Genomic DNA, 24,000 nt, shown 5'->3' on the forward strand with positions numbered 1-24,000 from the left:
GCCGTCCAGTACTGGAAGAACATCGACAAGAAGACCGGCGACAAGATCGAGAAGGCCGTGCACGACGCGCGGGGCTGACCAGCATCTTTTGCGTCCCGGGCCGGAGCCACGTCGGGGTGGCTTCGGCCCTCGGCGCGCGCGAGGTCCGGTCGTGGTCAGCGGTGAGACGGACGTGATCGATATGCCCCTGGCGGGAGCCGGTGCCGGATTCGCTTCCCCTCCTTGGTAGCCCAAGGAGCATGCCGCTCGCAGGGCTCCGGCCGAGGCTGTCGCGCATGAGCGCGGTCACCGGAATGCGGTATCTGATCGCTACGGTCCGCACCCGCAGCGTCGACGCCGCTCCGATCCCCCACCGCTCGCCCGCCAGGGTCGCCGGTGTGTCACACCGATACCGACGCGCGCCCAACGGCGCCCTGCCCAGGGATACGACCGGGGACGACACGGACGCGACCAGCGCCGCGCCGCGCGACAGTCGGTGTGCGTTCCCGACCCGCGGCATCAAAGGAGACGAACGATGATCTGCGGCCGCTGTGGATGGTTCACCCCCCTGGCCGCCGCGGACAACGCCCGGCAACACATCGAACGCGACCTTCACGACGGCATCCAGCAGCACCTGGTGGCGCTCTCGCTGCGCGTGGCGATCGAGCGTGGGACTCATTTGGAGAAGACAACATGACTCTGCTCGCACCAAAGCCGGAAGATCTGAGGCCGGAGGAGACCGAGGGACCAGCGCAGGGCAGGGTTCCGGACAATCGGGCCGCCGGCACACCAGAGTCCCTGCGGAGGGACCTCAGTCGGATCCTCGGCGACAGCAAAGTGCTGCACACAATCGCCGACCTCGTGAAGTATGCGTCGGATGCCAGTCCATACCGATTCGTCCCACAGGTTGTCGTGATCGCCGAAGACGTAGCGGATGTTTCCGCAGTCCTCGAGTATGCTCACGAAAACCAGAGGCAGGTAGTATTCCGCGCTGCGGGAACTTCCCTGAATGGCCAGGCACAGGGTGAGGACATCCTCGTCGATGTACGCCGTCACTGGGCCGGCATGGCAGTACTGAACGGTGGCGCTCGGGCGCGGATCAAGCCCGGTACCACAATCGGACGGACTAATGCAACACTCTCTCACTATCGGCGCCTGATGGGACCTGACCCCGCTAGCTCGAGTGTTTGCTGCGTTGGGGGAGTCGTCGCCAACAACGCCTCTGGGATGACCGCCGGAGTCACCCGCAACTCGTACAAGCTGCTGTCTTCTGTCACATTGGTGCTCCCGTCGGGCACGGTTGTGGACACTGCCGACCCGCAAGTGGATGAGAAACTGCTACGCGCCGAGCCCGAACTGTGTGCCGGCTTGCTGGATCTCAAGCACGAGATCGAACAAAACCAAGAACTCGTTTCGCGAATCCGGTCGAAGTATCAGCTGAAAAACACCAGTGGCTATCGACTCGATTCCTTTCTGGATGGTGGTACGCCGGCGGCCATTCTGCGAGGCTTGACGGTCGGCTCAGAAGGGACCCTGGGCTTCATCGCAGAGACAGTGTTCGACACTGTTCCACTCGACCGTTACAAGCACACTGCGATGCTCTTCTTCCCCACGCTGCGGGACGCGGGAGCGGCAGTGCCCCCATTCGCTGAAGCTGGCGCCCGCGCGATCGAGATCATGGACGGCAATACGCTCCGCGCCTGCGCGAGCGTCGAAGGCGTTCCGAGCGACTGGGCGGATCTTCCGCAAGATGTCACTGCCCTGCTCGTGGAGTTCCGCGCACCAGACGAAGACGCCCAGCGGCGGAATGTTGCGGCGGCGCACCGCGTGCTTGCCGAGCTGGATCTCGTGACTCCTGTCGACTCAGTCACCAACGAATTCATCAACGACGCTTCAGTGATCAGTACGTATTGGCATGCTCGTGAAGCATTCATGACGGCCGTCGGCAAGGCTCGCCCCACGGGCACGACGCTGATTACCGAGGACTTCGCTGTTTCGCCCTCGCAGTTGGCGGACGCTTGCGTGGCGCTCAAGGACTTGCAACGTAAGCACGGATTTGATGCCGCAGTGGCCGGCCATGCTGCGCACGGCAACCTGCATTTCCTCCTCGCCTTTGACGCGGCGAATCCTCGAGATGTCGTGCGGTACGCAGAGTTCATGAACGAATTCTGCGACATGGTGGTACGTCGCTTCGACGGTTCACTCAAGGCCGAGCACGCTACCGGCCGTAACATGACACCTTTCCTCCAGATGGAGTGGGGTCCAGACGCCACAGATCTGATGTGGCGAATCAAACAGCTCTTTGATCCGGCCGGCGTGCTTGCGCCGGGCGTTGTGCTCAACCGCGATCCCAACGCACATCTGCGCGGTCTCAAGTCCATCCCCAGCATCGAAGCGATCGCCGATCCCTGCATCGAGTGTGGCTTCTGCGAAGCAGTATGTCCGAGTCGTGATCTCACCACCACTCCGCGGCAGCGGATCGTCCTGCGACGCGAAATGCTTCGCCAACCCATCGGCTCGACAGTGCTGGAGAGCCTTCTCGACTCTTACGGTTACGACGCGGTCGACACCTGCGCCGGAGACTCGACGTGCAAGATCGCTTGTCCGGTCGGCATCGACACGGGGGCCATGATGAAGGGCTTCCGCCATCAGCGGCACTCCGCGCGAGAAGAGCGAAGCGCAGCTCGGGTGGCGAAATCCTATTCGGCAATCGAGTCCGCGGTGCGAGTAGCCCTGGGAGCTGCGGATCATCTCCCGGATCGACTCCTCGAAGATGTAACACAGCTCATCCGAAAGGTGGTCTCTCCAGACCTGATGCCCGAATGGCTGCCCGAGATCCCCGGGCCGGCGAGCCGCCGGCTACCGCAGACGGACCGAACCACAGCGACAGCGGTGTACTACGTTGCCTGCGTCAACCGGATTTTTGCCGGTCCGGACGGTGAAGCCCAGCTTTCGTTGCCGAAAGCGATGGTCGCGCTATCTAACCGAGCCGGAAGGCCGGTATGGATCCCTTCGGACATGGGAGGATCGTGCTGCGCGACCATCTGGCACTCCAAGGGGTACGACGAGGGCAACCGCGTGATGGCGAACCGTATTGTGGAGAAAGCATGGGAGTGGACCGACGAGGGACGGCTTCCGTTCATCTTGGACGCGTCCTCATGCACCCTCGGCGTCAAGGAAGAAGTCAAGCCATACCTGACTCCGAAGAATCGGCGAAAGCACGAGCAACTTGAGGTTCTGGATTCGCTCAGGTGGGCTACGACCGAACTGTTGCCCAATCTCGAAATTACCCAGAAGTCCGCGAGTGCAGTGCTTCATCCCTCTTGCTCGATGCGGCATCTGGGCGACGTCGAGGACTTGCAGCGCCTGGCCGCGGCCTGTGCAGAGGACGTGCAGGTACCGGTCTACGCGGAGTGTTGCGGTTTCGCAGGCGACCGAGGAATGCTGCACAAGGAACTGACGGAAACGGCGACAGTACACGAAGCAGAGGAAGTGCGGTCGCGGGAGTTCAGTGCACACTTGTCGGCAAATCGCACCTGCGAGATCGGCATGCAGCATGCTACGGGTCGTCCGTATTACTCGGTCCTGATTGAGTTGGAACGCGCGAGCAGGCCGCGCCGAGACGCATCGTGAAGAGTGGAGCGTCGCACGCTTCGCAGGTCGAGACCCATAAGTGGAAGCGAGGAACACCATGACGAATAATGTGTCGGCCGACGATATCCGGGCGCGCGCCTTCGCCATGCCGTTCGCAAGCCCCGCGTACACGGCTCCGCCGGACAGGTTCCTGGACCGGAGCTCACTCACGATCAGCTACAGGTCCGATCTCGACGCCGCCGCTGCGCTGGTACCAGAACCCCTGGTCGTCTCGGACCCTATCGTCAGCATCGCCTTCCTCTACATGCGCGCGCCTAAACTGGGCAACTACTATGAGGTCGCACAAAGCATCAAGACTGAACTCAACGGAGAGACGATCAGTTTCCGCCCAGCGATGTTCGCCGGCAGTGTGGCAGCCATTCTGGATGGCCGCGAGATATGGGGACTGCCCAAAAAGTTTGGGCAGCCGATGCTCCGCATCGATCACGATGCTGTCGTGGGCACACTTGAGTACAGCGGGTCGCTGGTGGCGCAAGCAACAATGGGCTACGGGTATGAGCAGATGGGGCGCGAAGAGGCGCTTCAGGCAGCAGCCTCGCCCGGGGCTGTCCTCAAGATAATTCCGCATGTAGACGGGAGTCCGCGCGTCCTAGAACTTGTGCGCTTCGATTACGGAGATGTCGAAGTAAAGGAGGCCTATAAGGGCCCCGCAACCCTTCAACTCTTTGCGCATGCCTTGGCACCCCTGGCGGCGCTGCCAGTGCGCGAGATCATCTCAGCGAACCACACACTATCCGACGTCACGCTCCTGGAAGGTAAAGTTGTGCACGATTACCTCGCATAACGTAATTTATAGTGAGCAGCTGCTGATCAATCTGATCCGACACTTGCTCGATCATCTCGATCATTGCTGGTCGTTCCCCCGAGCTACCCGGCGTGTCGGACCGGTTGCACCGCTCGTCAGATTGTCCCCGGGGAACCCGGGGGTGGTTGCTCGGATTTGGCGACTCGGATCGCCCCGGTGGGTCGACGAAGGCCTGCGCGGGTGGTGTTGTTGCTAGGTGTTGTTGGGCCGGGGTAGCGAGTGTGAGGCGCTCGACCGGCTGCTCGAGGCCGTCCAGTCGGGTGAGAGCCGCGCGCTGGTGGTGCGGGGCGAGCCAGGCGTAGGCAAGACGGCGCTACTTGAGTACCTGGTCGAGCAGGCGTCGCTGTGTCGAGTGGCGCGCGCCGCGGGCGTCCAGTCGGAGATGGAACTGGCGTTCGCCGGCCTGCATCAGCTGTGCGCCCCGATGCTGGACCAGGTCGAGCAGCTCCCCACTCCGCAGCGCGACGCGGTACGCATGGCGTTCGGGCTCAGCGACGGACATGCGCCGGATCGCTTCCTGGTCGGTCTGGCGGTGCTGGGCCTGTTGGCAGAGGCGGCGCGAGAGCGGCCGCTGGTCTGTGTCGTGGACGACGCGCAGTGGCTAGATCGGGCCTCCGTGCAGGCGCTGGCGTTCGTGGCACGCCGCCTGATGGCCGAATCGGTGGCGATGGTCTTCGCGGCACGGGGGCCCGGTGGGGTGGCGGAGCTAGCGGGCCTGCCGGAGCTGCTGGTGGCCGGGTTGCCGGACGATGATGCGCGCGCGTTGCTGGGGTCGGTGCTGCGTGGGCCGGTGGACGAGCGGGTGCTCGACCGGATCCTCGCCGAGACGCGGGGCAACCCGCTGGCGCTGTTGGAGCTGCCGCGTGGGTTGACGCACGCGGAGCTGACCGGCGGCTTCGGGCCGGCAGGCGCGGTGGCGCTGCCGAGGCAGATCGAGGACAGCTTCCGACGGCAGCTTGCGCCGCTCGAGGCCGGCACCCGGCAGCTGGTGCTGGTCGCCGCGGCGGAGCCGGTCGGTGATCCGGTGCTGGTGTGGCGGGCGGCCGAGCGGCTCGGGATCGGCATCGAAGCGGCAGCCCCCGCAGCCGCGGCGGGATTGCTGGAGATCGGTGCCCGAGTGCGGTTTCGGCATCCGCTGGTGCGCTCGGCGATCTACCGGGCGGCCTCGCCGGAGGAGCGGCGGAGCGTGCATCGGGTGCTGGCCGCGGTCACCGATCCCGAAGCGGATCCCGATCGCCGCGCCTGGCACGCCGCCCAGGCGGCACCCGGGCCGGACGAGGACGTCGCCGCGGATCTCGAGCGCTCCGCCGGGCGGGCGCAGGCGCGCGGCGGACTCGCCGCAGCCGCCGCGTTCCTGGAGCGCGCGGCGGAGCTCACCATCGATCCGGCGCGCCGGGGGCAGCGCGCGCTGGCCGCGGCCCACGACATGCACCAGGCCGGCTCCCCCAACGCCGCCCTGAAACTGCTGTCCCTCGCGGAGGCGAGCTCGCTGGACGAACTCCAGCGCGCCCGAGCGGACATGCTGCGCGCCCAGATCGCCTTCACCGTCAACCGCGGCAGCGATGCGCCCCCGTTGCTGCTCAAAGCCGCAAAACGACTGCAACCCCTCGATGTGCGGCTGGCCCGCGAAACCTACCTGGACGCCCTCTACGCGGCGATGTTCGCCGGCCGCCTGGCCACGGGAGGCAGTGTGCGGGAAGTGGCCGAGGCCGCGCTTGCCGCGCCCCCCTCGCCGCAGCCTCCCCGCGCGGCCGACCTACTCCTCGACGGCTTGGCGGTGCGGTACACGGACGGGTACGCCGCCGCTATGCCGATGTTGAGCCGGGCGCTGAGTGCCTTCCGCGCCCCCGACCTCTCCGCTGAGGAAGGTCTCCGCTGGCTCTGGCACGCCCACAGCACCGCCGTGCACCTGTGGGACGACGAGACCTGGGAGGTGCTCGCCACCCGCCATCTCCAGCTCGCCCGGGATGCCGGCGCGCTCACCACACTTCCCGTTGCCCTGAACTCACGCATCGCCGCGCACGTATTCGCCGGTGAGCTGACTGCGGCCGCGGCGCTGGTCGAGGAGCTGCGGGCGGTCACCGAGGCGACCGGGAGCCGCCTCGCGCCGTATGGCGCCCTGCTGCTCGCCGGCTGGCGGGGCGCCGTCTCCGAGGCCGTCGAGCTGATCGAGGCCACTACGACCAAGGTGCTGCGCCGGGGCGAGGGGATCGGGCTGACCGTCGCGGAGTGGGCGAATGCGTTGCTCTGCAACGGCCTCGGCCGGTATGAGGACGCGCTGGCGGCGGCCCGGCAGGCCGGCGAGCACCCGCCGGGGCTGGGCCTGTCAACGTGGGCGGCGCTGGTCGAGCTCATCGAGGCGGCCACCCGCAGCGGACAGCCAGAACACGCCGTCGACGCCCTCGCGCGGCTCTCGGAGACGACCCGCGCCAGCGGCACCGACTGGGCGCTGGGCATCGAGGCCCGCTCCCGCGCGCTGCTGAGCGACGCCGAGGCCGCCGAGAGCGCCTATCGCGAGGCGATCGACCGGCTCGGCCGCACCCGCATCCGCGGCGAGCTCGCACGCGCCCGCCTCCTGTACGGCGAGTGGTTGCGCCGTGCGCGCCGCAGGCTGGATGCACGCGAGCAGCTGCGCACCGCCCACGAGATGTTCACCGAGATGGGAGCGGCGGCGTTCGCCCAGCGCGCCGCGCGCGAGTTGCAGGCCACCGGCGAACGCGTCCGCAAACGCACAACAGAGACCGCCACCGGTCAGCTCACCGCACAGGAGGCCCAGATCGCACGCCTCGCAAGCGAGGGCCTGTCCAATCCCGAGATCGCCGCACGGCTCTTCCTCAGCCCCCGCACCGTCGAGTATCACCTGCGCAAGGTCTTCGGCAAGCTCGGCATCAGCTCGCGGCGACAACTCTCCTGACCCGAAATCAAGCCGGGGACGGGCAGCCGGGTAGTCCGCGCCGAGGTGTGTCCTGCGGATCGTCGGTCGCACCCCCCACCGCCCGCCTCGCCAGGTGACCGGTGTGTCACACCGATACCGACGCGCGCCCGACGCCCTTCTCCCACGTGCTCATGGCGTGCTGCCCAGGGCATGTGACCGGGGACGACACGGACGCGACCGCCGCTGCGCCACGCAACAGTCGGTGTGCGTCCCGACCCGCGGCATCAAAGGAGACGAGCGATGATCTGCGGCCGCTGTGGATGGATCACCCCACCTGACCGCGAAGCGCCGTCCGACAACACACCACCCACAACGCCGGCCACCGTCCCCAGCACAGACTGCTCACCCGACTTCAACGCCAAGGTGAGCAACTCACCAGACAAAAGCCCCGAACGGCTCGCCGCGTCACGCGCCCGGATCCTGGCCGCAGCGGACGACACCCGGCAACGCATCGAACGCGACCTCCACGACGGCGTCCAGCAGCACCTGGTCGCGCTCGAGTTAGGCCTGCGCGCCGCAGAGGCGATCCTGCCGCCCGAGCTGACGCAGGTCCGGACGCAGCTGGCGCACGTGGTCACCGAGCTGGGGCATGTGAGCGAGGACCTGCGGGAGATCTCCAGGGGCATCCACCCGGCGATCCTGTCCGAGGGCGGCCTCGGTCCCGCGCTCAGGACCCTCGCCCGCCGCTCGGTCACTCCGGTGGGACTCGACGTCGACGTCCCGGAACGGCTGCCCCAGCAAATCGAGGCAGCGGCGTACTACGTCGCGTCCGAGGCACTCACCAACGTGGCCAAGCACGCCCGAGCGTCATCGGTCTACATCCATGCGGCCGTGCGTGACGGCAGCCTGTACCTGTCGATTCGTGACGACGGTGCCGGCGGCGCCACGCCGGGCGCGGGCACGGGACTCGTCGGCCTCACCGATCGGGTCGAGGCGCTCCGCGGAAGCATCTCGATCTCCAGCCCTCGCAACGGGGGCACAACGCTGCGGGCCGACCTGCCGGTCGGCCGGTCGCAGGCCGCTGACTGACAGTGATCACCTGACCCGCCCCTGGCAAATCGCAATACGTGTGGAGGCACATCGAGTATGGACTCAGTCGAGGGTGTAACCCACCACAGCGCACAGCTGAATGGAATTAAGCAGCATTGGGTCAGTATCGGGTCAGGCGCGCCGGTCTACCTGCTGCACGGATTTCCCGAAACCTGGTACGCGTGGCGAAAGCAGATCCCCGTTCTTGCCGAACGCTTCACTGTCGTCGCTCCGGACCTGCGCGGCTATGGTGACACCGAAAAGCCGGCCGCTGGATACGACAAGCGGACAATGGCGAACGATGTGCTTGCACTGATGGATCATCTAGGCCACGAGAAGATCGCACTGGTCGGCCACGACCGCGGAGCACGGGTAGGAACACGCTTCGCCAAAGACCACCCCGACCGCATCGACCGGTTCGTGGCGATGGACAACATCCCCACTCGAGTGATCGCCGAGACCTACAACGCAACGCTCGCACGCAAAGGCTACTGGTTCTTCTCCTTCCTTGGCGTACCCGACCTGCCCGAAGCTCTGATTGCCGGACGGGAGGAGTTGTGGCTCACATACTTCTACCGGACCTGGTCTTACAACCCTGACATGCTCTCGCCGGAAGAAATCGCAGTCTACGTTCGCGCCTTCCAGCAACCGGGTGCGGTGCGTGGGTCCTGCATGGACTATCGAGCGGCACCAGAGGACACGGCGCAGGACCTCAAAGATGTCGATAATCTGATCGACTGTCCCACTTTGGCGCTGTGGGGAGCGGACTTCGAAATCGTCGGGAAGGCGTACGACGTGCTCGGCGTTTGGAAGGGACTCGCGCGATATGTTCGCGGCCGCGCAATCTCTGAATGTGGTCACTTGTGCCAGGAAGAACAACCCGCCGTGGTCAACCGAGAGCTCCTCCAATTCCTGGACGACTGGGCCGGCTGAAAGTAGCCGTATCCCGCCGATCACCTGTAGCCCAAACCAACGCGAAAGGACCATGCCATGCGCTTTGCCAGAGTGGGGTCTATCGGCTCCGAAGTACCTGTAGTGCTCCCATCGAACGGCAGCGACGAGGCCTTCGATCTTCGCCCCTTGACACCCGACATCAACGGTGCTTTTTTGGCGGACAACGGGCTTTTGCGTTCCGTCCAGGCTCTCGAGGCAGGGACGCTCGCTCCCATTAAGCTATCCGGCCAGCGGTTGGGTTCGCCCATCGCTCAGCCTCAGTCCATTTACGCCATCGGCCTCAACTATCGAGACCACGCCGCGGAAACGGGCATGGATCTACCTACCGAGCCCCTGGTGTTCCACAAATCTCCCAACAGTATCAGTGGCCCCAACGACGACATCTTGTTCCCACCCGGAACCGAAAAGGGTGACTGGGAAGTCGAGCTCGGTGTTGTGATTGGGCGCCGGGCTGTGCACCTCCGTGACGTCCAGGCAGCCGAATCCGTGATCGCGGGCTATCTGACCCTCAACGATGTCTCGGAACGAACGCTCCAGTTCGATCGCGGCGGCCAGTGGACCAAGGGCAAGTCCTACCCCACCTGGAATCCGGCCGGGCCCTACCTCGTGACCCCGGAAGGGATCCCGAACATCAACTCGGTAAGCCTGACGCTGCGTGTGAACGGCGAGACCATGCAGCACGGAACCACCGCGGACATGGTCTTCGATCCGGCCTCCATCGTGTGCTACCTGAGCCAATTCCTACGGCTGGAGCCTGGCGATCTGATCAACACGGGGACACCAGCAGGTGTGGGGCTAGGCATGTTGCCTCCACGTTTCCTGCACGATGGCGACGTCATTGACGTGGAGGTGGGACAACTTGGGCGGCAGCGGTCTCGGGTGTGCATCCCGGCCGCAGGCGCACGACCCCTGCTCCGCGGAGCCGAAACAGCTCCAATGCAGGGTCTCGGTTCGTAGTGATCACCTCGCAAACCGCAAGAATGGTTCGCACGTGACTAGGTTTCGGTAATCCAGGCTGGCCGCAGAAGAACGAGTCGGAGGAAACGAGTCTCCTCTGCAGTTCGCGCCAAGGATGAGTCATGCACCTGAGGAGACCGTGTGACCTTCAATTCTGCCGGGGAGCACTGGGAGAGATTTTCCCGATCACCGTTCCTTCCAGCGGCGGTGATCGGGATCGTCGCCGCCCTGGCGGCAGGCCTGTTCGCAGGTTCATACGCGTACGCGATGGCCGATCCGACCCCGCGCGATATTCCAATCGCCGTTACCGGCGCCTCGCCCTCCGACGCCACGCAGGTGGCCTTCGTCGCCGGCATGGATCGGGCGATAGATGCGTCGCTGCACCTACACCGGTACGACTCCTACGCCGAGGCCCGCGAGGCGGTCGACCAGCAGCGGGAGTTCGCCATCCTGCAGTTGCCTGCGGGCAGTCCCGAACTGGATGTCTCCAGCGCCTCCGGCTCCTCCGTTGCGCAGCTGCTGACCCAAGTCGCCCCGCAGGTGAGCGCGTCGCTCGGCGTGGCCGTGACAATGCGCGACATCAATCCCTTGCAGGCAGGAGACCCACACGGACTGGCGATCTTCTACATCACGATTGCGTCAGTGGTGGTGGGGTTCGTGGGGGCCGCCCAACTCAGCGTGAACGCAAAAGACCTACGATTCGGGCAGACGCTGGGCTTCACCGCGGGCTACGCAGCGCTGGGCGGATTGACGATCATTGCGGCCGTCGAATGGGGGTTGGGAGCGCTGCGGCTGCCGCTCGCCGAGTCGTGGCTGATCCTGTCGCTGACCATGTTCACCTGCGGCGCGGTCTTCCATATGTTCAACTCCCTGTTCGGGCGATGGGCGCTCGCGCCGACGTGGATTCTCTTGGTGATGCTCGGCAATCCCTCGTCCGGCGGTGCGGTGTCCTGGCCCCTGCTGCCGTCGCTGCTCAGCACAGTAGGCCAGTGGCTGCCACCGGGTGCCGCAGTGAATGCACAGCACACGGCCAGAACCAGAACGCGTTCCCGTTCGTGGTCCTTCTTGCATGGGCAGCGGTCGCATGTGCGGTCTTCGGGTTTCGCCGGCGAACGAGACGCCTTCCGGGCTCCAGGTAGTGCGTTCGGACGCATTCCCCCGCCCTATCAGGTCGCTGTGGCCTACATCTCGATCCGACGCCCGTCTCATCAATCCGCGCCAACCACACTCGGCCGTGCTATTGATCCTAGATCAATTCCAGCGAAGGAGAAATACATGACGCTTGTTGACGCCAACCCGGACGGGCTGCACGCACTGCCCGGAGTGGTGACCCACGTCGTAACCCTGCCTGACCTGGGGCTCGTCTATACGTCCGGGCAGGTGGCCTGGGACAGGGACGGTAACCTGGTGGGCGGGCCCGACTATGCCAAACAGGCAGAGCAGATCGTGCGCAACCTCGACATCGCGCTCGCGTCGGCGGGCGCGACCCGCGACGATCTGATCAAGCAGACGATCTTTGTCGTCGACTACCGTCCGGAACTCGTGCCGCTGATCATGGGCCCGCTCCACGCGGGGGTGCGACGGTGCGCGGCGAGTTCGCTAGTCGGCGTCCAGACCCTTTTCGCCCCGGGCTTCCTCATCGAGATCGAGGCCGTGGCCCGTATTCCCGCGGCGTGATCCGACGCCGGCCCGGCCGGTCTGGGGATGGCTGATTAGATGGTGATCTACCCGATCCGCAACGACGTCGACGGCAACGGGAACCAGCTGATCAACTGGGTCGCGGAACTGGAGACCCCGCAGCGCAGTGGTCGGGACTGGACCCGGGACGGATCGGTCGACGACATGATTGGGCCCTTCGCGGAGGGGGACTTCGACTGGCTGGACGTCCCCGGCCTCATCAGGTCGGCCACCCAGGTCCTGGAGTACCCGATGGTCGACCAGATCCCGGTTGATCGCCTGCATGATCGACGTGGCCGTCTGGTGCCCGTGTCCGGGCACGAGGGCGAGGAACGCGTGCAGTGCCTGCGCGTGCAGCGGCGTGTAGGTGCGGTAGCCGTGCGAGGTGCGTGCGGCGGCCGGAAGGATGCCGGCCGCCTCGTAGTTCCTGACCGCCTGTGTGGACAGACCGTGCGCTCGCGCCAGGTCAACCGGCCTGAGCTGTCCGCTGCTTTGAAGGTTCCGTGTCATCGCTCTGCTGATATCGACGAGAAGTTTCCGCGCTGGTTCAACGATACCGTTTAGCGGTATGACTGCTGGTATCTCAGACGCCGCCCATGTCGTCGAGCCTGCTACCGCCATGGGCTTGCTGCCGGCCAGGCCGCGGCTACTCGCCCTGGGCGAGCCCACCCACGGCGAGGACGATCTGCTCGACATGCGAAACGATCTCTTCCGGCAACTCGTCGAGCAGGAGCGCTACCGGACGATCGCGATCGAGAGCGACTGCATGATGGGCCTGATCGTGGACGACTACGTCACCTCGGGCACCGGCATCCTCGTCGACGTCATGGAGCGCGGCTTCAGCCACGGGTTCGGCGCGTCCGCGGCCAACCGCGAGTTGGTGCTCTGGATGCGCGCGTACAACGACGGCCGGCCCGCGTCGGAGCAACTGCGCTTCGCCGGTTTCGACGGCCCATTGGAGATCACCGGCGCCGCGAGCCCTCGGCAGGCCCTCACCGCACTCCACGGCTACCTCACCGCCTGGGTTGACGCCGACCTGCTTCCCTGCACCGCGGAAACGCTCGACCGCCTGCTCGGCGCTGACGACCGATGGACGAATCCCGCCGCGATGATGGACCCGTCCCAGTCCGTGGGGCAGACGCCCGGCGCCGAACAGCTGCGTCTGCTCGCCGATGATCTGGTGGCCCTGCTCGACGCGCAGACGCCACACCTGATCGCGGCGTCCTCACGGGAGGACTGGCACCGAGCACGCCTGTACGGGCGTACCGCCACCGGGCTGCTGAGCTACCACTTCTGGATGGCCGACACGTCACCGAGCCGCATGGCGAGGCTGCTGGGCCTGCGGGCTTCGATGATGGCCACCAACCTGCTCGCCATCGCCGAACGAGGGCCTGCGCTGGTGTACGCCCACAACGCGCATCTGCAGCGGGACAAGAGCTCGATGCGGCTGGGTGACCTGCCGGTGGAATGGTGGAGCGCCGGCGCGATCGTCAGCGCCCACCTGGGCGCGGAGTACGCCTTCCTCGCCACAGCCCTCGGCACGATTCGCCACCAGGGAGTAGACGCTCCGCCTCCGGACACCATCGAGGGGCTGCTGTACGCGCTCCCGGAGGAGCGTTACATCGTCGACCCCCTCCGACTTGCCCCTGCCCTCGCCAACGTGACGCCCGCTGCCCGGGTGTCCCCCTGGTTCGGTTACTCCCCGCTTGATCCGGCGCACGTGGCCAGCACCGACGGGATCGTGTTCGTCAAGGACGCCCGGCGGAGCTAGCCTCGGGCTTTCACCGAGGTTGATCTTGTGAGCGACACACTGTCCCTCGATGCGCGAACCTGATCCCGTTGTCCGGGTGGCCTCCCGGCACACGGTTGATCCTGCGCAAGGAACGCCCGCACCCCGGGGCGCAGCTGCGCACCACCGACGCCGACGGCATGCGGCTCACCGGGTTCCTCCTCGGCAACCAGGTCGAACTCAACCGCTACCTGGAACTGGCGGAGACACTCATCTCCACGGTGGCGGGCGTGGATGAATTCTGCATCACGAACGTCATGTGGCACCGCGAGCAGCAGCGAACCCGAAGCTGACTGCGGTGTCCGTTCATGCCGCATTGAGTGCGCAATCCCAGCGGCGAGTTGGCTCCTGGTAGGAGGTGCTGTAGGCGCGGGCTGCTGCGTGGAGTTCGGATCGTGCCACATCACCGCTGTTCGGCGCGCCGGCGCGGGCCGCGAGCGATGGGTTGTCATCAGGATCTCGTCCACCGCCGCTACCATGATCCACACGATGCGGCAAACAAGGCGATGCCGACGGAGGGCTGAGCAACCGATGAGCGACCGCGCCGAGCGGCCGGAGGGCCGACGGGGCCTCCGCAATCGGATCCTGCTCACGCTGCTGGTGATCGTGGTGTTTCGTCTCGGGCAGAACCTGCCAACCCCTAATGTGAACGTCCGGGCGCTGGCGGAAGTCCCCAAGGCGGACAACCAACTGCACTGGGTGCTCGATCTGCTCACCGGCGGCGCACTGCTCACGCTGTCGGTCTTCGCGTTCGGCATCTTCCCTTGTCTGGCAGCCACGATGGTCCTGCGCACGCTGATCAACCTGATCCCGCGACTGGCCGCCCTCAAGGCGGAAGGTGAGGCCGGCGCACGTCTGCTCACGCAGTACCGGCGGCGGCTCACAGTCGGGCTCGGCCTCCTCGGGGCCGTCGGCGTGGTGGCGGCCGTCGCCGGCCACACGTCCCCCGGTGCGGCCGGCCAAGGCCGGGACATCCTCGACGACCATGGCGTCCTCCCCCTCGCCGTCATGGTGGTCTGCATTACGGCCGGCACCGCAGTGGTCATGTGGCTGGCCGAGGCTATAACCGACCGAGGATTCGGCGACGGCGTCCGGATCCTGTTGCTCGCCCAGGTCGTGGCGGTGCTACCGGCGGAGTTCCTGCGCCTCGGCCAAGCCAAGGGCGGTGCCGCCATCGCGGTCATGACCGTCGTGGCGCTGTCGGTCGTGGTGGTCACGATCTTCGTGGCGCAGGCGCAGCGCCGCATTCCCGTGCAGTACGCCAGGGAGATGGTCGGCAGGCGGCCGTACGGCGGAGCCTCGTCCTACGTTCCGTTGCGGATCCCCCAGTCGAACGGCCCCGCCGTCCTCGCCTCGATCCTGCTGTACCTGCCGGTGTTGGCGACTCAGTTCTGGCCCGACGCGGCCTGGCTCAAGTGGGCCACCTCCGGGCTGCGCGACGAGGGAACTCCCTGGCGGATGGCGGCCTACTTCGTGCTCGTCTGCCTCTTCGCCTTACTCAGGACCGCGGGCACGATCGATCCCGACCGGTTGGCTCACGAAATAGCCAGGGTGGGCGGATTCGTCCCCGGCGTCCGTCCCGGCAGGCCGACGGCCCAATACCTCGGCTACGTGCACCACCGGATCACCGCCGTCGGATCAGTCTATCTGGGGGGCGTCGCCCTTATTTCCGCCCTGGGGTTGGCACTGCTGGACGCCGGCCCGCGATTCCCCTTCGGCGGTGTGACCATTCTGGTGGTCCTCGTCTTCCTCGTCGGTGTCACGTTGGACACCGCGCAGCAGATCGACGTGCGGCGCGCGCAAAGCGATTATGAAAGGCTCCTGCACTGATCGAAAAACAGTCTGGTGGGAGCGCCGGATCAGAGGAACCGGAAGCGTCTGCCCGCGTCGTCGAGGTCCATCGTGTGATCGCGTCGAGGTGGAAAACGTCGCAGGCCAGGATCGCGTGGGCTACCCGTAGGACGTGCGTCATCCTCCGCGTCAACCGTTGAGGATGTCGGCCTCGTGGTTGTCGTAGACCTGGTTGTCCCCCACCGCGACCGACGAGCTCCTCAGCATGACGCCCGCGCGGCTGCCGAAGATCGTGTTCTCTGCCATGTCGACGGCGCCGTCGCTGTCGACGTAGACGCCGTACCGGCCGTTCTCCCCGATCACGTTTCCGCGCAGGGTGCTCTGCGTGGCCTCGCTGACCACCCGGATGCCGTCCTGCTTGTTGCCGCGGATCTGGTTCTGCTCCACCACGTTGTCCGCGGCGGTCTGGGCGACGCCGATGCCGGACTCTCCGTTGTCATAGACGCGGTTGCCCCGCACGGTGTTGCCGGACGATTCGTTGAGGTTGATGCCCTGCGCGGCATTGCCGAAAGTGTCGTTGCCTTCGATGACGTTCCGATCCGAGCGCAGGTAGAGCACGATCCCGTGGTGCTGGTTGGCGTACACGATGTTGTTGCGGATCACGCTGTCGGCGCAGTCCTCGGCGAGGATGATCCCGTGCTTGCCGTTGTGATGGACCCTGTTGCCCTCGATCACCATCCCGTGGGAATGAGTGTGCGGGTCGACGCCGTACAGGACGTTGTCGTGGAACTCGTTGTCCTGCACCACGAGCCCGCCGACCTCGAAGCTGTAGAGCCCGTAGTAGAGGTGTGACACCACGCTGTTGGTGATCTTGCCGGTGGTGCCCTCGGTGCGCCACGACAGCCCGTAGGACTCCACCTCCCCGTAGCCGAGGTACCGCAGCTCGGCCCGGTCGATGGTCATCGTCGCGCCGTCGCGGGCGAGCAGGAAGCCGCGGCCGTCGGCGTACTCGGTGTCGACCCGTCCCTGCGCGTTATCCCACGAGGTGACGCAGGCGCCGGTGATGTCGATGCTCCCGCCGAACGCCTTCACCGACGCGAACTGGGGCCCGCTGCTGCTCAGCTTCAGCCAGTGCACCGTGGGCGCCGCGATCTGCAGCGACGCCCCGGCCTGCACCACGATGTTCGCCGCCAGCAGCCACTCGCCGGGGGCGACCTCCCGCAGTGCGTCCGGGTCGTTCACGGCCCTGGCCAGCGCCGGCAGCGTCACACCCTCACCGGAGTTGATCTCGATCGTGTTCGTGGGGCGGTCGAAGCGGAAGCCCGGCCGTACGTCCGGGCGCTGCTCGGCAGGGGCGTCCGACGAGATCCGGCTGCATGGCTTGGCGGGGTCCGTCACCGCGTTCGGGGGCGCGTCCTGCCGGACGAGGGCGGGCGGCTCCGGAACCGAGCACGCGCTTGCCAACAGTGCCGCCACTGCGGCCAGCACGGCGAGCGTCATCCAGCGGAGGCCGCGACGGGCCGGGTTCTGCACGTTCATGGGATCTCCGCCCAGCCGTCGTCGCGGCCGGTTGATCGCAGGCATCGTCACGATGCACCGGTTGTGCCGCAGTCGCTGTCGTCGCGGTCCGCCGCGTCCGGCCCGCCCGGCGGCAGCGCATCGGTTCCCGGCGCAAGCGTGAACGCGGCGTAGTCGGCGTGCTGGTCCACCGGGCTCGCCCACGAGCTGTCGTCGCCGCCGAAGAAGGTGGAGAAGAACAGGCCGTCGATGCGCAGCTCGTCGGTGGTGCGGAACTCCAGGCCGGGCCGGTCCAGTACGAGTTGGTCGTCCTGCCACACGGTGATCCGGCCGTCCCTCTCACCGGGGGTGTTCAGCTGGACGCGCTGGCGGATCGTGTTCCACGAACCCGAATCGAACATCCAGCAGCCACGGCCGAGCGAGGTGCCGTGCTCCTCGGACGTCGGGAGGTAGGCGTAGACCTCGCCGTCGCCGTCCGCACGCCACATGTAGCGGGTGGAGAAGCCGTTGGTGCCGTCGGGGATGCGCTTGCCGCTGGTGACGGTGCCGCCGTAGAGGCCGGGGAGCTTCCCACCCTTGACGAAGTCGAAGTCCGCGGGGAACCGGACCTGGTAGCTGAGGTCGAGCACGTCGACCGGCTCGGGGAGCTGCATGTACGCCTGCATCCCCCCTTCCGGGCCGTCGGTTCCGCGGCTCGCCGACCCCGCCGGGTAGGGCACCCGCAGGAGCGTGCCGCCCGGAGCCTCCGGGTCTGTGACGAGCTGGGCGATGTCGAGCCCGAAGTCACCGTCGCTGGAGAACCGGAGCCCGCCGCCGAGGAAGCGCTCCAGGTCAGCGGGCTCGATGCCCGGCCCCACCGCAGACACGGACCCGCCCGGCTGGGCGTCGCCTACCGGCGGCTCCGCGCTGCACCCGGCAGCACCGACGATCAGCACACCGAGCACGGCCGTGGCCGCGCGGCGGGCGAGCGCCTGCCTTTTCGCACGGGTCACGTTCACGGCCGTCACCCCCCTCCCACCGGGATGGGCGGCAGGTGCCGCCTGCGGGTGCCGCCGAACCGGCGCTGCCGGAAGGCGTGCACCTGCTCCAGCACGAGGGCCAGCAGAATCAGCGGCACACCGATTGCCCCGAGGATGTTGAGCGGCGGCAGGCTGAAGTCGTTGACCCCTTGCTGCTCGATCACGCCACGCAGGGCCTCCAACGCGTGGACACTGGAGTTGCTCAGCCGGAACGGGCTGCCCGGCAGGGCGTTGACGCCCACGTCGGTCGCGTCCACCTGGACCTTGTCGGCGTGCACGAGTTCCGGCGAGCGCGAGTGGATGCCCTCGTTGGATCCGGCGATGGTGGTGCCGACGATCGTGGCGGCTGCCGCGACGTCGATCCCGGTGGCGCCGCCGTTGATGGTGCCGCCGACGATCTGGGCACCGGGGCTGGCGCTGCGCACCGCGTCGTACCCGACGTTGTTGGCGACCAGGTCGGTGACGACAACGCCCGTGGTGCCCGCGGAGGCGACGATCCCGTCCCTGCCACCCTCGACCGTCAGCTTCGTGAGCTGGACGTCGCCTGCGCCGCGCTCGACGCGCACGCCTGCCCTCGAGTCGGCGACCTGCACGTCGGTGAGCCGGACTTCCTTGCCGCCGATGGCGACCCCGGCCACCCGGGCGTCCGCGATCGTCGAGGCCCTGAGCTCCAGCCCGTGGGTGCTCTTCTCGACGACGAGACCGCGGCGGCCGCCGGTGGTGCTGAGGCCCTCGATCAGGACGCCGCTGCTGTTGACGTGCGTGAACACGCCGATCGGTTGTTCGGTGGCGGTGAAGTCGGTGACGACCACGTCGGTGACCCGGCTCAGGCGCAGGCCGCCCGCCTTGTCGCCCTCGGTGACGATCCCGGTGACCCGCGCCCCGGTCTGCCCGACGACGGCGAGGCCGTAGACCCCGTTTCCGCTGGTCGAGAACCCGGTGATGGGGCGGTCGGAGTTCTCCCCGGTGACGAGCACGCCGTTGCCGCCGTTGCCCTCGGCGCGCACCCGGTCCATCGTGGTGCCGCGGTCGCCGCTCAGCACGAGGCCGTCGCCCGTCGACTCGCTGACGGTGACCTCTTCGAGGCGCACGTCCGTCGACGCCGAGAGCACGAGCCCGATGGTGTTGCGCTGCACGGTGGTGCGGACGAGGGACCCGGTGCTCCCGGTGTTGAACCGCAGCCCGGCGTTGCCCTCACCGGCACCCACCGCGGGGCTTCCGAGGTCGCTGAACCCCGAGTCGGTGGCGTTGAGCCTGCCGCCGGCCGAGACCTCGACGAAGGGGCGTCCGGCCGCCGTGTCCGGTAGCGGGGCCTTGGTCTCCCGGTCGGCCGAGGTGATCGTGACGCCTGTGAGAGTGAGCCTGCCGCCGCCCGTGAAGATGGACGCGGCGTCACCGGGCTCCGGGCCGCCCGCGAGCTGGATGGTCTTGGTGTCCTCGTCGATCTGGAGGTTGGTGCCGGTGGAGAGCACAACCATGGCGTCGACGAACGCGGTGTCGCCGTCGACCGTGATCCAGTCGTCCGGCAGGTAGCGGTCCAGCGCACCGAACGTCACCGCGCCCGGCGTCCGGGGGACGTTCCGGACGAGCCGTCCCTCGGTGATCACCTCGACGCGGTCGGCCCGGACGATCGCCAGCTTCGCCGGCCGCCCACGGGAATCCCATGACGCCCTGGCCTCCTGGACCGCCGCGGCCTGCTCGGCCTGCGCGGCCGCGAGCTCCTGGGCCCGCTGGATCGCCTCGGCCTGCTCCCGAGCGGCCTGCTCGGCGTGCTTGGCCTGCTCGGCCAGCTCACGGGCGACCTGCTCGGCGTGCTTGGCCGCCTCGGCCTGCTCCCTGGCGATCTGGGCAGGGTCGGGTGACGCCGGTGGCCTGGTGAAGCCGGGGAAGCCGGGGCGGGGCTGGGTGGGGTTCGGAGCCGGAGTCGAGCCGGGCGGATTCGTTCCCGGCGGGTCGTTTCCGGTCGGCGGGTCGGTGGCGGGAGGCGGGTCGTTGCCCGGCGGCGGGTCGGTGGCGGGAGGCGGGTCGTTGCCCGGCGGCGGGTCGGTGCCCGGAGGCTGTGCGGGCAGCGCGCCCGCCGTGCCCGTTGCCACGGCCGGGCCGTCCGCCGAAGCGGCTGCCGCCACACCGGGCGCGGCGAGAGCGAACACCGTCGCGATCGCACATCCCGCGAGCAGCCGCCGGACCAGGGGCCGTCGTGTACGCGAGGCCGTCATGCCGACACCCGCACGATCGGAATCGTGTCGTCCGGTCCCGGACCGCCGGCGGAGCCGGGACCCGGCATCCCCCGCTGGGGGCCTCCTCGACCAGGTGGCCTGCTGCCTGCGGGAACGCCGCGGGCCGAACCTGCATGCGCCGGAACCCGCCGATCGGGAACCGGAGCCCCGTGAACAGGGGCGACCGGGCCGCGTGGGCCCGCCGGAGGCAGGTCGGCAGGCGCGGCGCCGTCGGCCGCCGACGCGGTGCGGACGACCTGGCCGTTCTCGACGGCGACCTGCCGGGTGAGCCAGCGCTGCTTGCGGATCGTGAGCAGGGCCTGCAGCTTGATCAACGCCATGATCCAGGACACGAACACGTAGCCCGGGATGAAGAAGAACGACGAGGGCCGCCGCCGCAGGTGCGGCAGCAGCTTGGCCGAGCGGCTGATCTGCCACCACAGCGCCAGCACACCGGCGAAGATCCAGTTCTGGTTGATCAGCGAGATCGTCATGAAGATCGGGCCGAGCAGCAGCGTGAACGAGCTGATGCCCTTGTCGATCATGGTGAAGGCGAGGAACGGATGCCGCCAGACCCACTTGCGCGAGAGCGCGCGCAGGTCGGAGCGCCAGGTGTTGCGGGCCCAGCGCAGCCGCTGCCGGAAGAAGATCTTCCACGTGTCCGGGAAGGTCGACCACACCTCGGCGGTGCGCTGCATGTAGGTCAGGTGGCCGCGTTCGAGGATGAGCGTGGTGAGGCGCTTGTCGTCGCCGGAGAGGCACTGGACGCCCCAGAACGTCTCGTGCATGAAGTCGTCCTCGATCTCCAGCAGCAGCGCACGCCGGTAGACGGCGGTGCGGCCGGAGAGACACGAGACGGCCTTGCCGAGGAGGCTCTGGCTCGCGTTCTCGTCGAAGTACCGGTGGTCGAGGAACATGTCGGTGATGCGGGCGAGGAAGCCCTTCGAACCGTAGACGCTCTGCCGGGTGCCGACACCGCCGATCCGCGGGTCGGCGAACGGCTTGCACACCTCGGCGGCGACGTCCGGCGCCCAGATCGTGTCCGAGTCCACCAGCGCGACCAACTCGGTGCGCGATGCGCGCCAGCCCTTGCGCAGGGCGTCGCGTTTACCGGGGACGTCGGTGATGACGACCTCGACGGGGTAGCGGCGCGCGATCTCCTGGCAGACGGTGTCCGACTCGTCGATGACGAGGATGACCTGTTCGACCCCGTTGGCCAGCCAGGACTCGATCGCGGTGGCGAAGACCTCCGGATCCTCCTGGTAGGTCGGCACCACCACGCTCATCGACAATCGGTGGTTGTTGACCACCGGCCGGTATAGCACTGCCGGGATGCGCCGTACCAGCCAGAATCCCCAGCGGATCAGGCCGAGCACGCCGAGCGGCGTGCCCAGCACGTAGTAGTAAAGCGGGAGGGTCATGCCAGTTCGACATCCGAGGTCGTCCGCTCCGAAACCGCCTCGACCTCACGCTTGACCACTGCTTCGAGTCGGTCGTTGGTTTCGACCACGGCACGCAGCAGCGGCATGTCGACGCCGACGCCGTCCGCGTAGCCGAGGAACCCGTTGGTGTCCTTGGGCAGGCACACACCGCCGTACGGGGCACCGCCGCGGATGCCGTATTGGGGGTTGATCGAGCCCTCGGCCGATAGCGCGACGGTGGCCGCGATCGGGTCGAGGTCGAGCCTGACCTCCTGGGCGACGAGCCACATCTCGTTCCAGAAGCTGATCTTGGTGGCGTTGAAGATGTTGTGCGCGCACTTGATGAACTCGGCCTCGGCCGGCTCGGAGAACGTGCGCAGCTCACCCCCGAACGGCGACAGCAGGTCCTGCAGCAGGGCCACCGTCTGCGGATCACGGCTCGCTATCACCGTCATCCACGGGTTGGCGAAGTCCTGCGCCGCCGAGACCGCGCGCAGGAACTCCGGGTTGGACGCCAGCCCGAACCCCTCCCCTGCGGTCAGCCCCGAGCTCTCCTCCAGAACGGAGCGCACCAGCCCCTCGGTGGTGCCCGGCGACACCGTGGACCGCACCACAACCGTGTGCCGGGCAGGCGAGGCGGCCAGCGCCCGGCCGACGGACGCCGTGCCGGCGGTGAACGCCGATAGGTCGTAACGCCGCCCGTCGTTCGGCGTGGGGAGAGTCAGGAACACGAACGAGTCCCGCTCGGCGGAGAGGTCCAACTCGGTCCGCGCGTCCAGACCGCGCTCAACCAGCTCGTGTACGCGCGCCACGGACGTGTCGATGAAGGTCACGTGGTGCCCGGCGCCGACGAAACCCTCGCCCGTGGCCGCGCCGACCACGCCAGAACCGATGATGAAGATCCTTGACGGCTGCATGGACTGACCTCCCCCATTTCGGGCAATCCCCCTGATCGCCCCACAAGGGAATGTTCGCGCAGTCCCAGACGGACGGGAGCGCAGGTCCGATTGGTGACATTCCGTAATGGGTGCAACCCCTGTTGCGCCCCGGGCGGAGCTCGTTCGCAGGTCAGCGCGTCGTAAGAACCGCTCGCGGCGGCGCCGCCACCGCTGTGAACGTCCGCCAATCAGGAGCCAGAAGACTTGCAGTCACTGTGGGTAATCGTCTGATTTCACTCGCACGGAGCATTTTCTGGAACTTCTCGCTAAAATGCGTAACCTTTTCGAGAGGACCGTTTATCGCTCCAATCTCGCCGCTAGGCGTGGCCCGCGGGTTGCTCGGCGCAGACGAAAGGCGGCCCGGCGACAAATCGTTCCGAGCGCGCAACCTGAGGTGGCTCCGTTCGCTGGACCGGTCCAGCGGACGATCACAAAGAGTGCTCCACCCTCAGCGCGTAGAGGACGACAGCGGCCGTGGCATCGGGAGCGTCACCCCGAGTCGGGTTGGACTGGACGTAGCTGCCGCTCTTGAAGTACCAGCCCGACCCGCGCTCGGGGATGTTCGCCGCGAGCCGCCCGTTGTAGAAGATCTCGACGCTTCCGCCGGCCGCGGTGATCCTCAGGTCGTACGGCGTGCCGAGCTCGTACGCGGGGTCGATGACCACCTCGCCGTCGCCGTCGTCGTACTCGGCGATCAGGCGAACGCCTTCGAGGCGCACCTCGACGACGTCGTCCTCGGCATCGTGGATCTGTGCCGTCACGACGTGCGGCTTCATGTCAGGCAGGCGCGTCACGGCCTGCCGGACGTCGAGGGTGTGGGTGCCGCGCGTGTTCGACCAGCTCGCAAGCTCACCGTTCGCCATCTCACGCAGTTCGGAGCGCGGATAGTTGCTGCCCTCCGTGGTCACCCCGCCCGCGTTGGCCGTGAAGACCACGCCGTCGCCTGCGTCGGTCAGGCGGAACCAGGGGTCACTGAATGTGTCGAGGTCCGGCGGGTAGACGTCGTCCGGGTCGCCCTCGCGGCCGGTGGGGAGCGTGAGGTACCAGTTGTCCAGGTCGAGCACCTCTGCCGGGTACTGGGCACCACTCGTGGGCGGAGCACTCGGCGCCGCACTCGGCGCCGGCTCCGGTGTGGGCGCGACGGTCGGCTGTGGCGGGGGCGGGCCTCCGCAGGCGGTGAGCGCCAGCGCAAGGGCGCCGGCGAACAGGGCTATCCGGCGCACGGTTCCGTCCACGTTCACCTTTCGGCAAGCGCCGGTCGCGCGAAAGCCGTCTGCGCGAACGGCCACGGGACGTCCCCGCGGGCGCGTCAGAGTAG

Annotated in this window: 17 protein-coding genes and 1 pseudogene; 11 read left to right on the forward strand and 7 right to left on the reverse strand. The window is 67.4% G+C overall.

The genetic code is table 11. The annotated features are described in order from the left end of the window. Nucleotides 1–514: 514 nt before the first annotated feature. From ABD143_RS00005 to ABD143_RS00040, 8 genes are all read left to right on the forward strand, one after another. Nucleotides 515–676 (forward strand): histidine kinase, encoded by a 162-nt coding sequence (locus ABD143_RS00005; protein ID WP_343969197.1) that lies wholly within the window; start codon nucleotides 515–517, stop codon nucleotides 674–676. Beyond that, nucleotides 673–3,612 (forward strand): FAD-binding and (Fe-S)-binding domain-containing protein, encoded by a 2,940-nt coding sequence (locus ABD143_RS00010; protein WP_343969200.1) that lies wholly within the window; start codon nucleotides 673–675, stop codon nucleotides 3,610–3,612. The genes ABD143_RS00005 and ABD143_RS00010 overlap by 4 nt, the downstream gene beginning before the upstream one ends. A 58-nt stretch (nucleotides 3,613–3,670) precedes the next feature. After that, nucleotides 3,671–4,417 (forward strand): acetoacetate decarboxylase, encoded by a 747-nt coding sequence (locus ABD143_RS00015; RefSeq protein ID WP_343969203.1) that lies wholly within the window; start codon nucleotides 3,671–3,673, stop codon nucleotides 4,415–4,417. A gap of 217 nt (nucleotides 4,418–4,634) precedes the next feature. Beyond that, on the forward strand, nucleotides 4,635–7,352 hold the full coding sequence (locus ABD143_RS00020) for an ATP-binding protein (protein ID WP_343969206.1): 2,718 nt from the start codon (nucleotides 4,635–4,637) through the stop codon (nucleotides 7,350–7,352). 384 nt (nucleotides 7,353–7,736) lie between these two features. Next, nucleotides 7,737–8,402: a sensor histidine kinase gene (locus tag ABD143_RS00025; RefSeq protein ID WP_343969209.1), complete on the forward strand. Its 666-nt coding sequence runs from the start codon at nucleotides 7,737–7,739 to the stop codon at nucleotides 8,400–8,402. Nucleotides 8,403–8,459: 57 nt separating this feature from the next. Then, entirely contained in the window at nucleotides 8,460–9,335 is an 876-nt protein-coding gene (locus ABD143_RS00030) for an alpha/beta fold hydrolase (RefSeq protein WP_343969212.1), read from the forward strand. A 57-nt stretch (nucleotides 9,336–9,392) separates the two neighbouring features. Continuing rightward, entirely contained in the window at nucleotides 9,393–10,313 is a 921-nt protein-coding gene (locus ABD143_RS00035) for a fumarylacetoacetate hydrolase family protein (RefSeq protein ID WP_343969215.1), read from the forward strand. A 141-nt stretch (nucleotides 10,314–10,454) separates the two neighbouring features. Continuing rightward, nucleotides 10,455–11,990, forward strand: a complete 1,536-nt coding sequence (locus ABD143_RS00040; RefSeq protein WP_343969218.1) for a Rid family hydrolase — start codon at nucleotides 10,455–10,457, stop codon at nucleotides 11,988–11,990. A 264-nt stretch (nucleotides 11,991–12,254) separates the two neighbouring features. Here the strand turns inward: ABD143_RS00040 and ABD143_RS00045 are convergent. Continuing rightward, nucleotides 12,255–12,500, reverse strand: a pseudogene (locus ABD143_RS00045) (MerR family DNA-binding transcriptional regulator); the annotation flags it as partial. Nucleotides 12,501–12,558: 58 nt separating this feature from the next. On the opposite strand from ABD143_RS00045, the gene ABD143_RS00050 reads away from it, so the two are divergent. The 3 genes from ABD143_RS00050 to secY all read left to right on the forward strand — a co-directional run bounded on the left by ABD143_RS00050 (nucleotide 12,559) and on the right by secY (nucleotide 15,609). Further along, a complete protein-coding gene (locus tag ABD143_RS00050) occupies nucleotides 12,559–13,761 on the forward strand; it encodes an erythromycin esterase family protein (RefSeq protein WP_343969221.1) in 1,203 nt (400 codons plus the stop codon). 68 nt (nucleotides 13,762–13,829) lie between these two features. After that, complete coding sequence (locus tag ABD143_RS00055; protein WP_343969224.1) at nucleotides 13,830–14,072, forward strand: hypothetical protein; 243 nt, start codon at nucleotides 13,830–13,832, stop codon at nucleotides 14,070–14,072. A 238-nt stretch (nucleotides 14,073–14,310) separates the two neighbouring features. Further along, on the forward strand, nucleotides 14,311–15,609 hold the full coding sequence (gene secY, locus ABD143_RS00060) for a preprotein translocase subunit SecY (protein WP_343969227.1): 1,299 nt from the start codon (nucleotides 14,311–14,313) through the stop codon (nucleotides 15,607–15,609). A gap of 150 nt (nucleotides 15,610–15,759) precedes the next feature. Here the strand turns inward: secY and ABD143_RS00065 are convergent, their stop codons facing one another. The 6 genes from ABD143_RS00065 to ABD143_RS00090 all read right to left on the reverse strand — a co-directional run bounded on the left by ABD143_RS00065 (nucleotide 15,760) and on the right by ABD143_RS00090 (nucleotide 23,917). Then, nucleotides 15,760–17,109, reverse strand: coding sequence for a right-handed parallel beta-helix repeat-containing protein (locus ABD143_RS00065; protein ID WP_343969229.1), 1,350 nt, complete (start codon nucleotides 17,107–17,109; stop codon nucleotides 15,760–15,762). Between the two features lie 47 nt (nucleotides 17,110–17,156). Next, nucleotides 17,157–18,086, reverse strand: a complete 930-nt coding sequence (locus ABD143_RS00070) for a polysaccharide lyase (protein WP_343969232.1) — start codon at nucleotides 18,084–18,086, stop codon at nucleotides 17,157–17,159. 5 nt (nucleotides 18,087–18,091) lie between these two features. Beyond that, nucleotides 18,092–20,323, reverse strand: coding sequence for a right-handed parallel beta-helix repeat-containing protein (locus ABD143_RS00075; protein WP_343969235.1), 2,232 nt, complete (start codon nucleotides 20,321–20,323; stop codon nucleotides 18,092–18,094). Next, on the reverse strand, nucleotides 20,320–21,744 hold the full coding sequence (locus tag ABD143_RS00080; RefSeq protein WP_343969238.1) for a glycosyltransferase: 1,425 nt from the start codon (nucleotides 21,742–21,744) through the stop codon (nucleotides 20,320–20,322). The genes ABD143_RS00075 and ABD143_RS00080 overlap by 4 nt, the downstream gene beginning before the upstream one ends. Continuing rightward, the gene (locus ABD143_RS00085; RefSeq protein WP_343969240.1) at nucleotides 21,741–22,661 is read right to left on the reverse strand and encodes a Rossmann-fold NAD(P)-binding domain-containing protein; all 921 of its coding nucleotides are present in this window, start codon (nucleotides 22,659–22,661) and stop codon (nucleotides 21,741–21,743) included. The genes ABD143_RS00080 and ABD143_RS00085 overlap by 4 nt, the downstream gene beginning before the upstream one ends. Nucleotides 22,662–23,110: 449 nt before the next feature. Beyond that, nucleotides 23,111–23,917, reverse strand: coding sequence for a polysaccharide lyase family 7 protein (locus ABD143_RS00090; RefSeq protein ID WP_343969242.1), 807 nt, complete (start codon nucleotides 23,915–23,917; stop codon nucleotides 23,111–23,113). Nucleotides 23,918–24,000 lie beyond the last annotated feature (83 nt).

Source organism: Pseudonocardia aurantiaca, assembly GCF_039526725.1.
Lineage (GTDB): Bacteria > Actinomycetota > Actinomycetes > Mycobacteriales > Pseudonocardiaceae > Pseudonocardia > Pseudonocardia aurantiaca.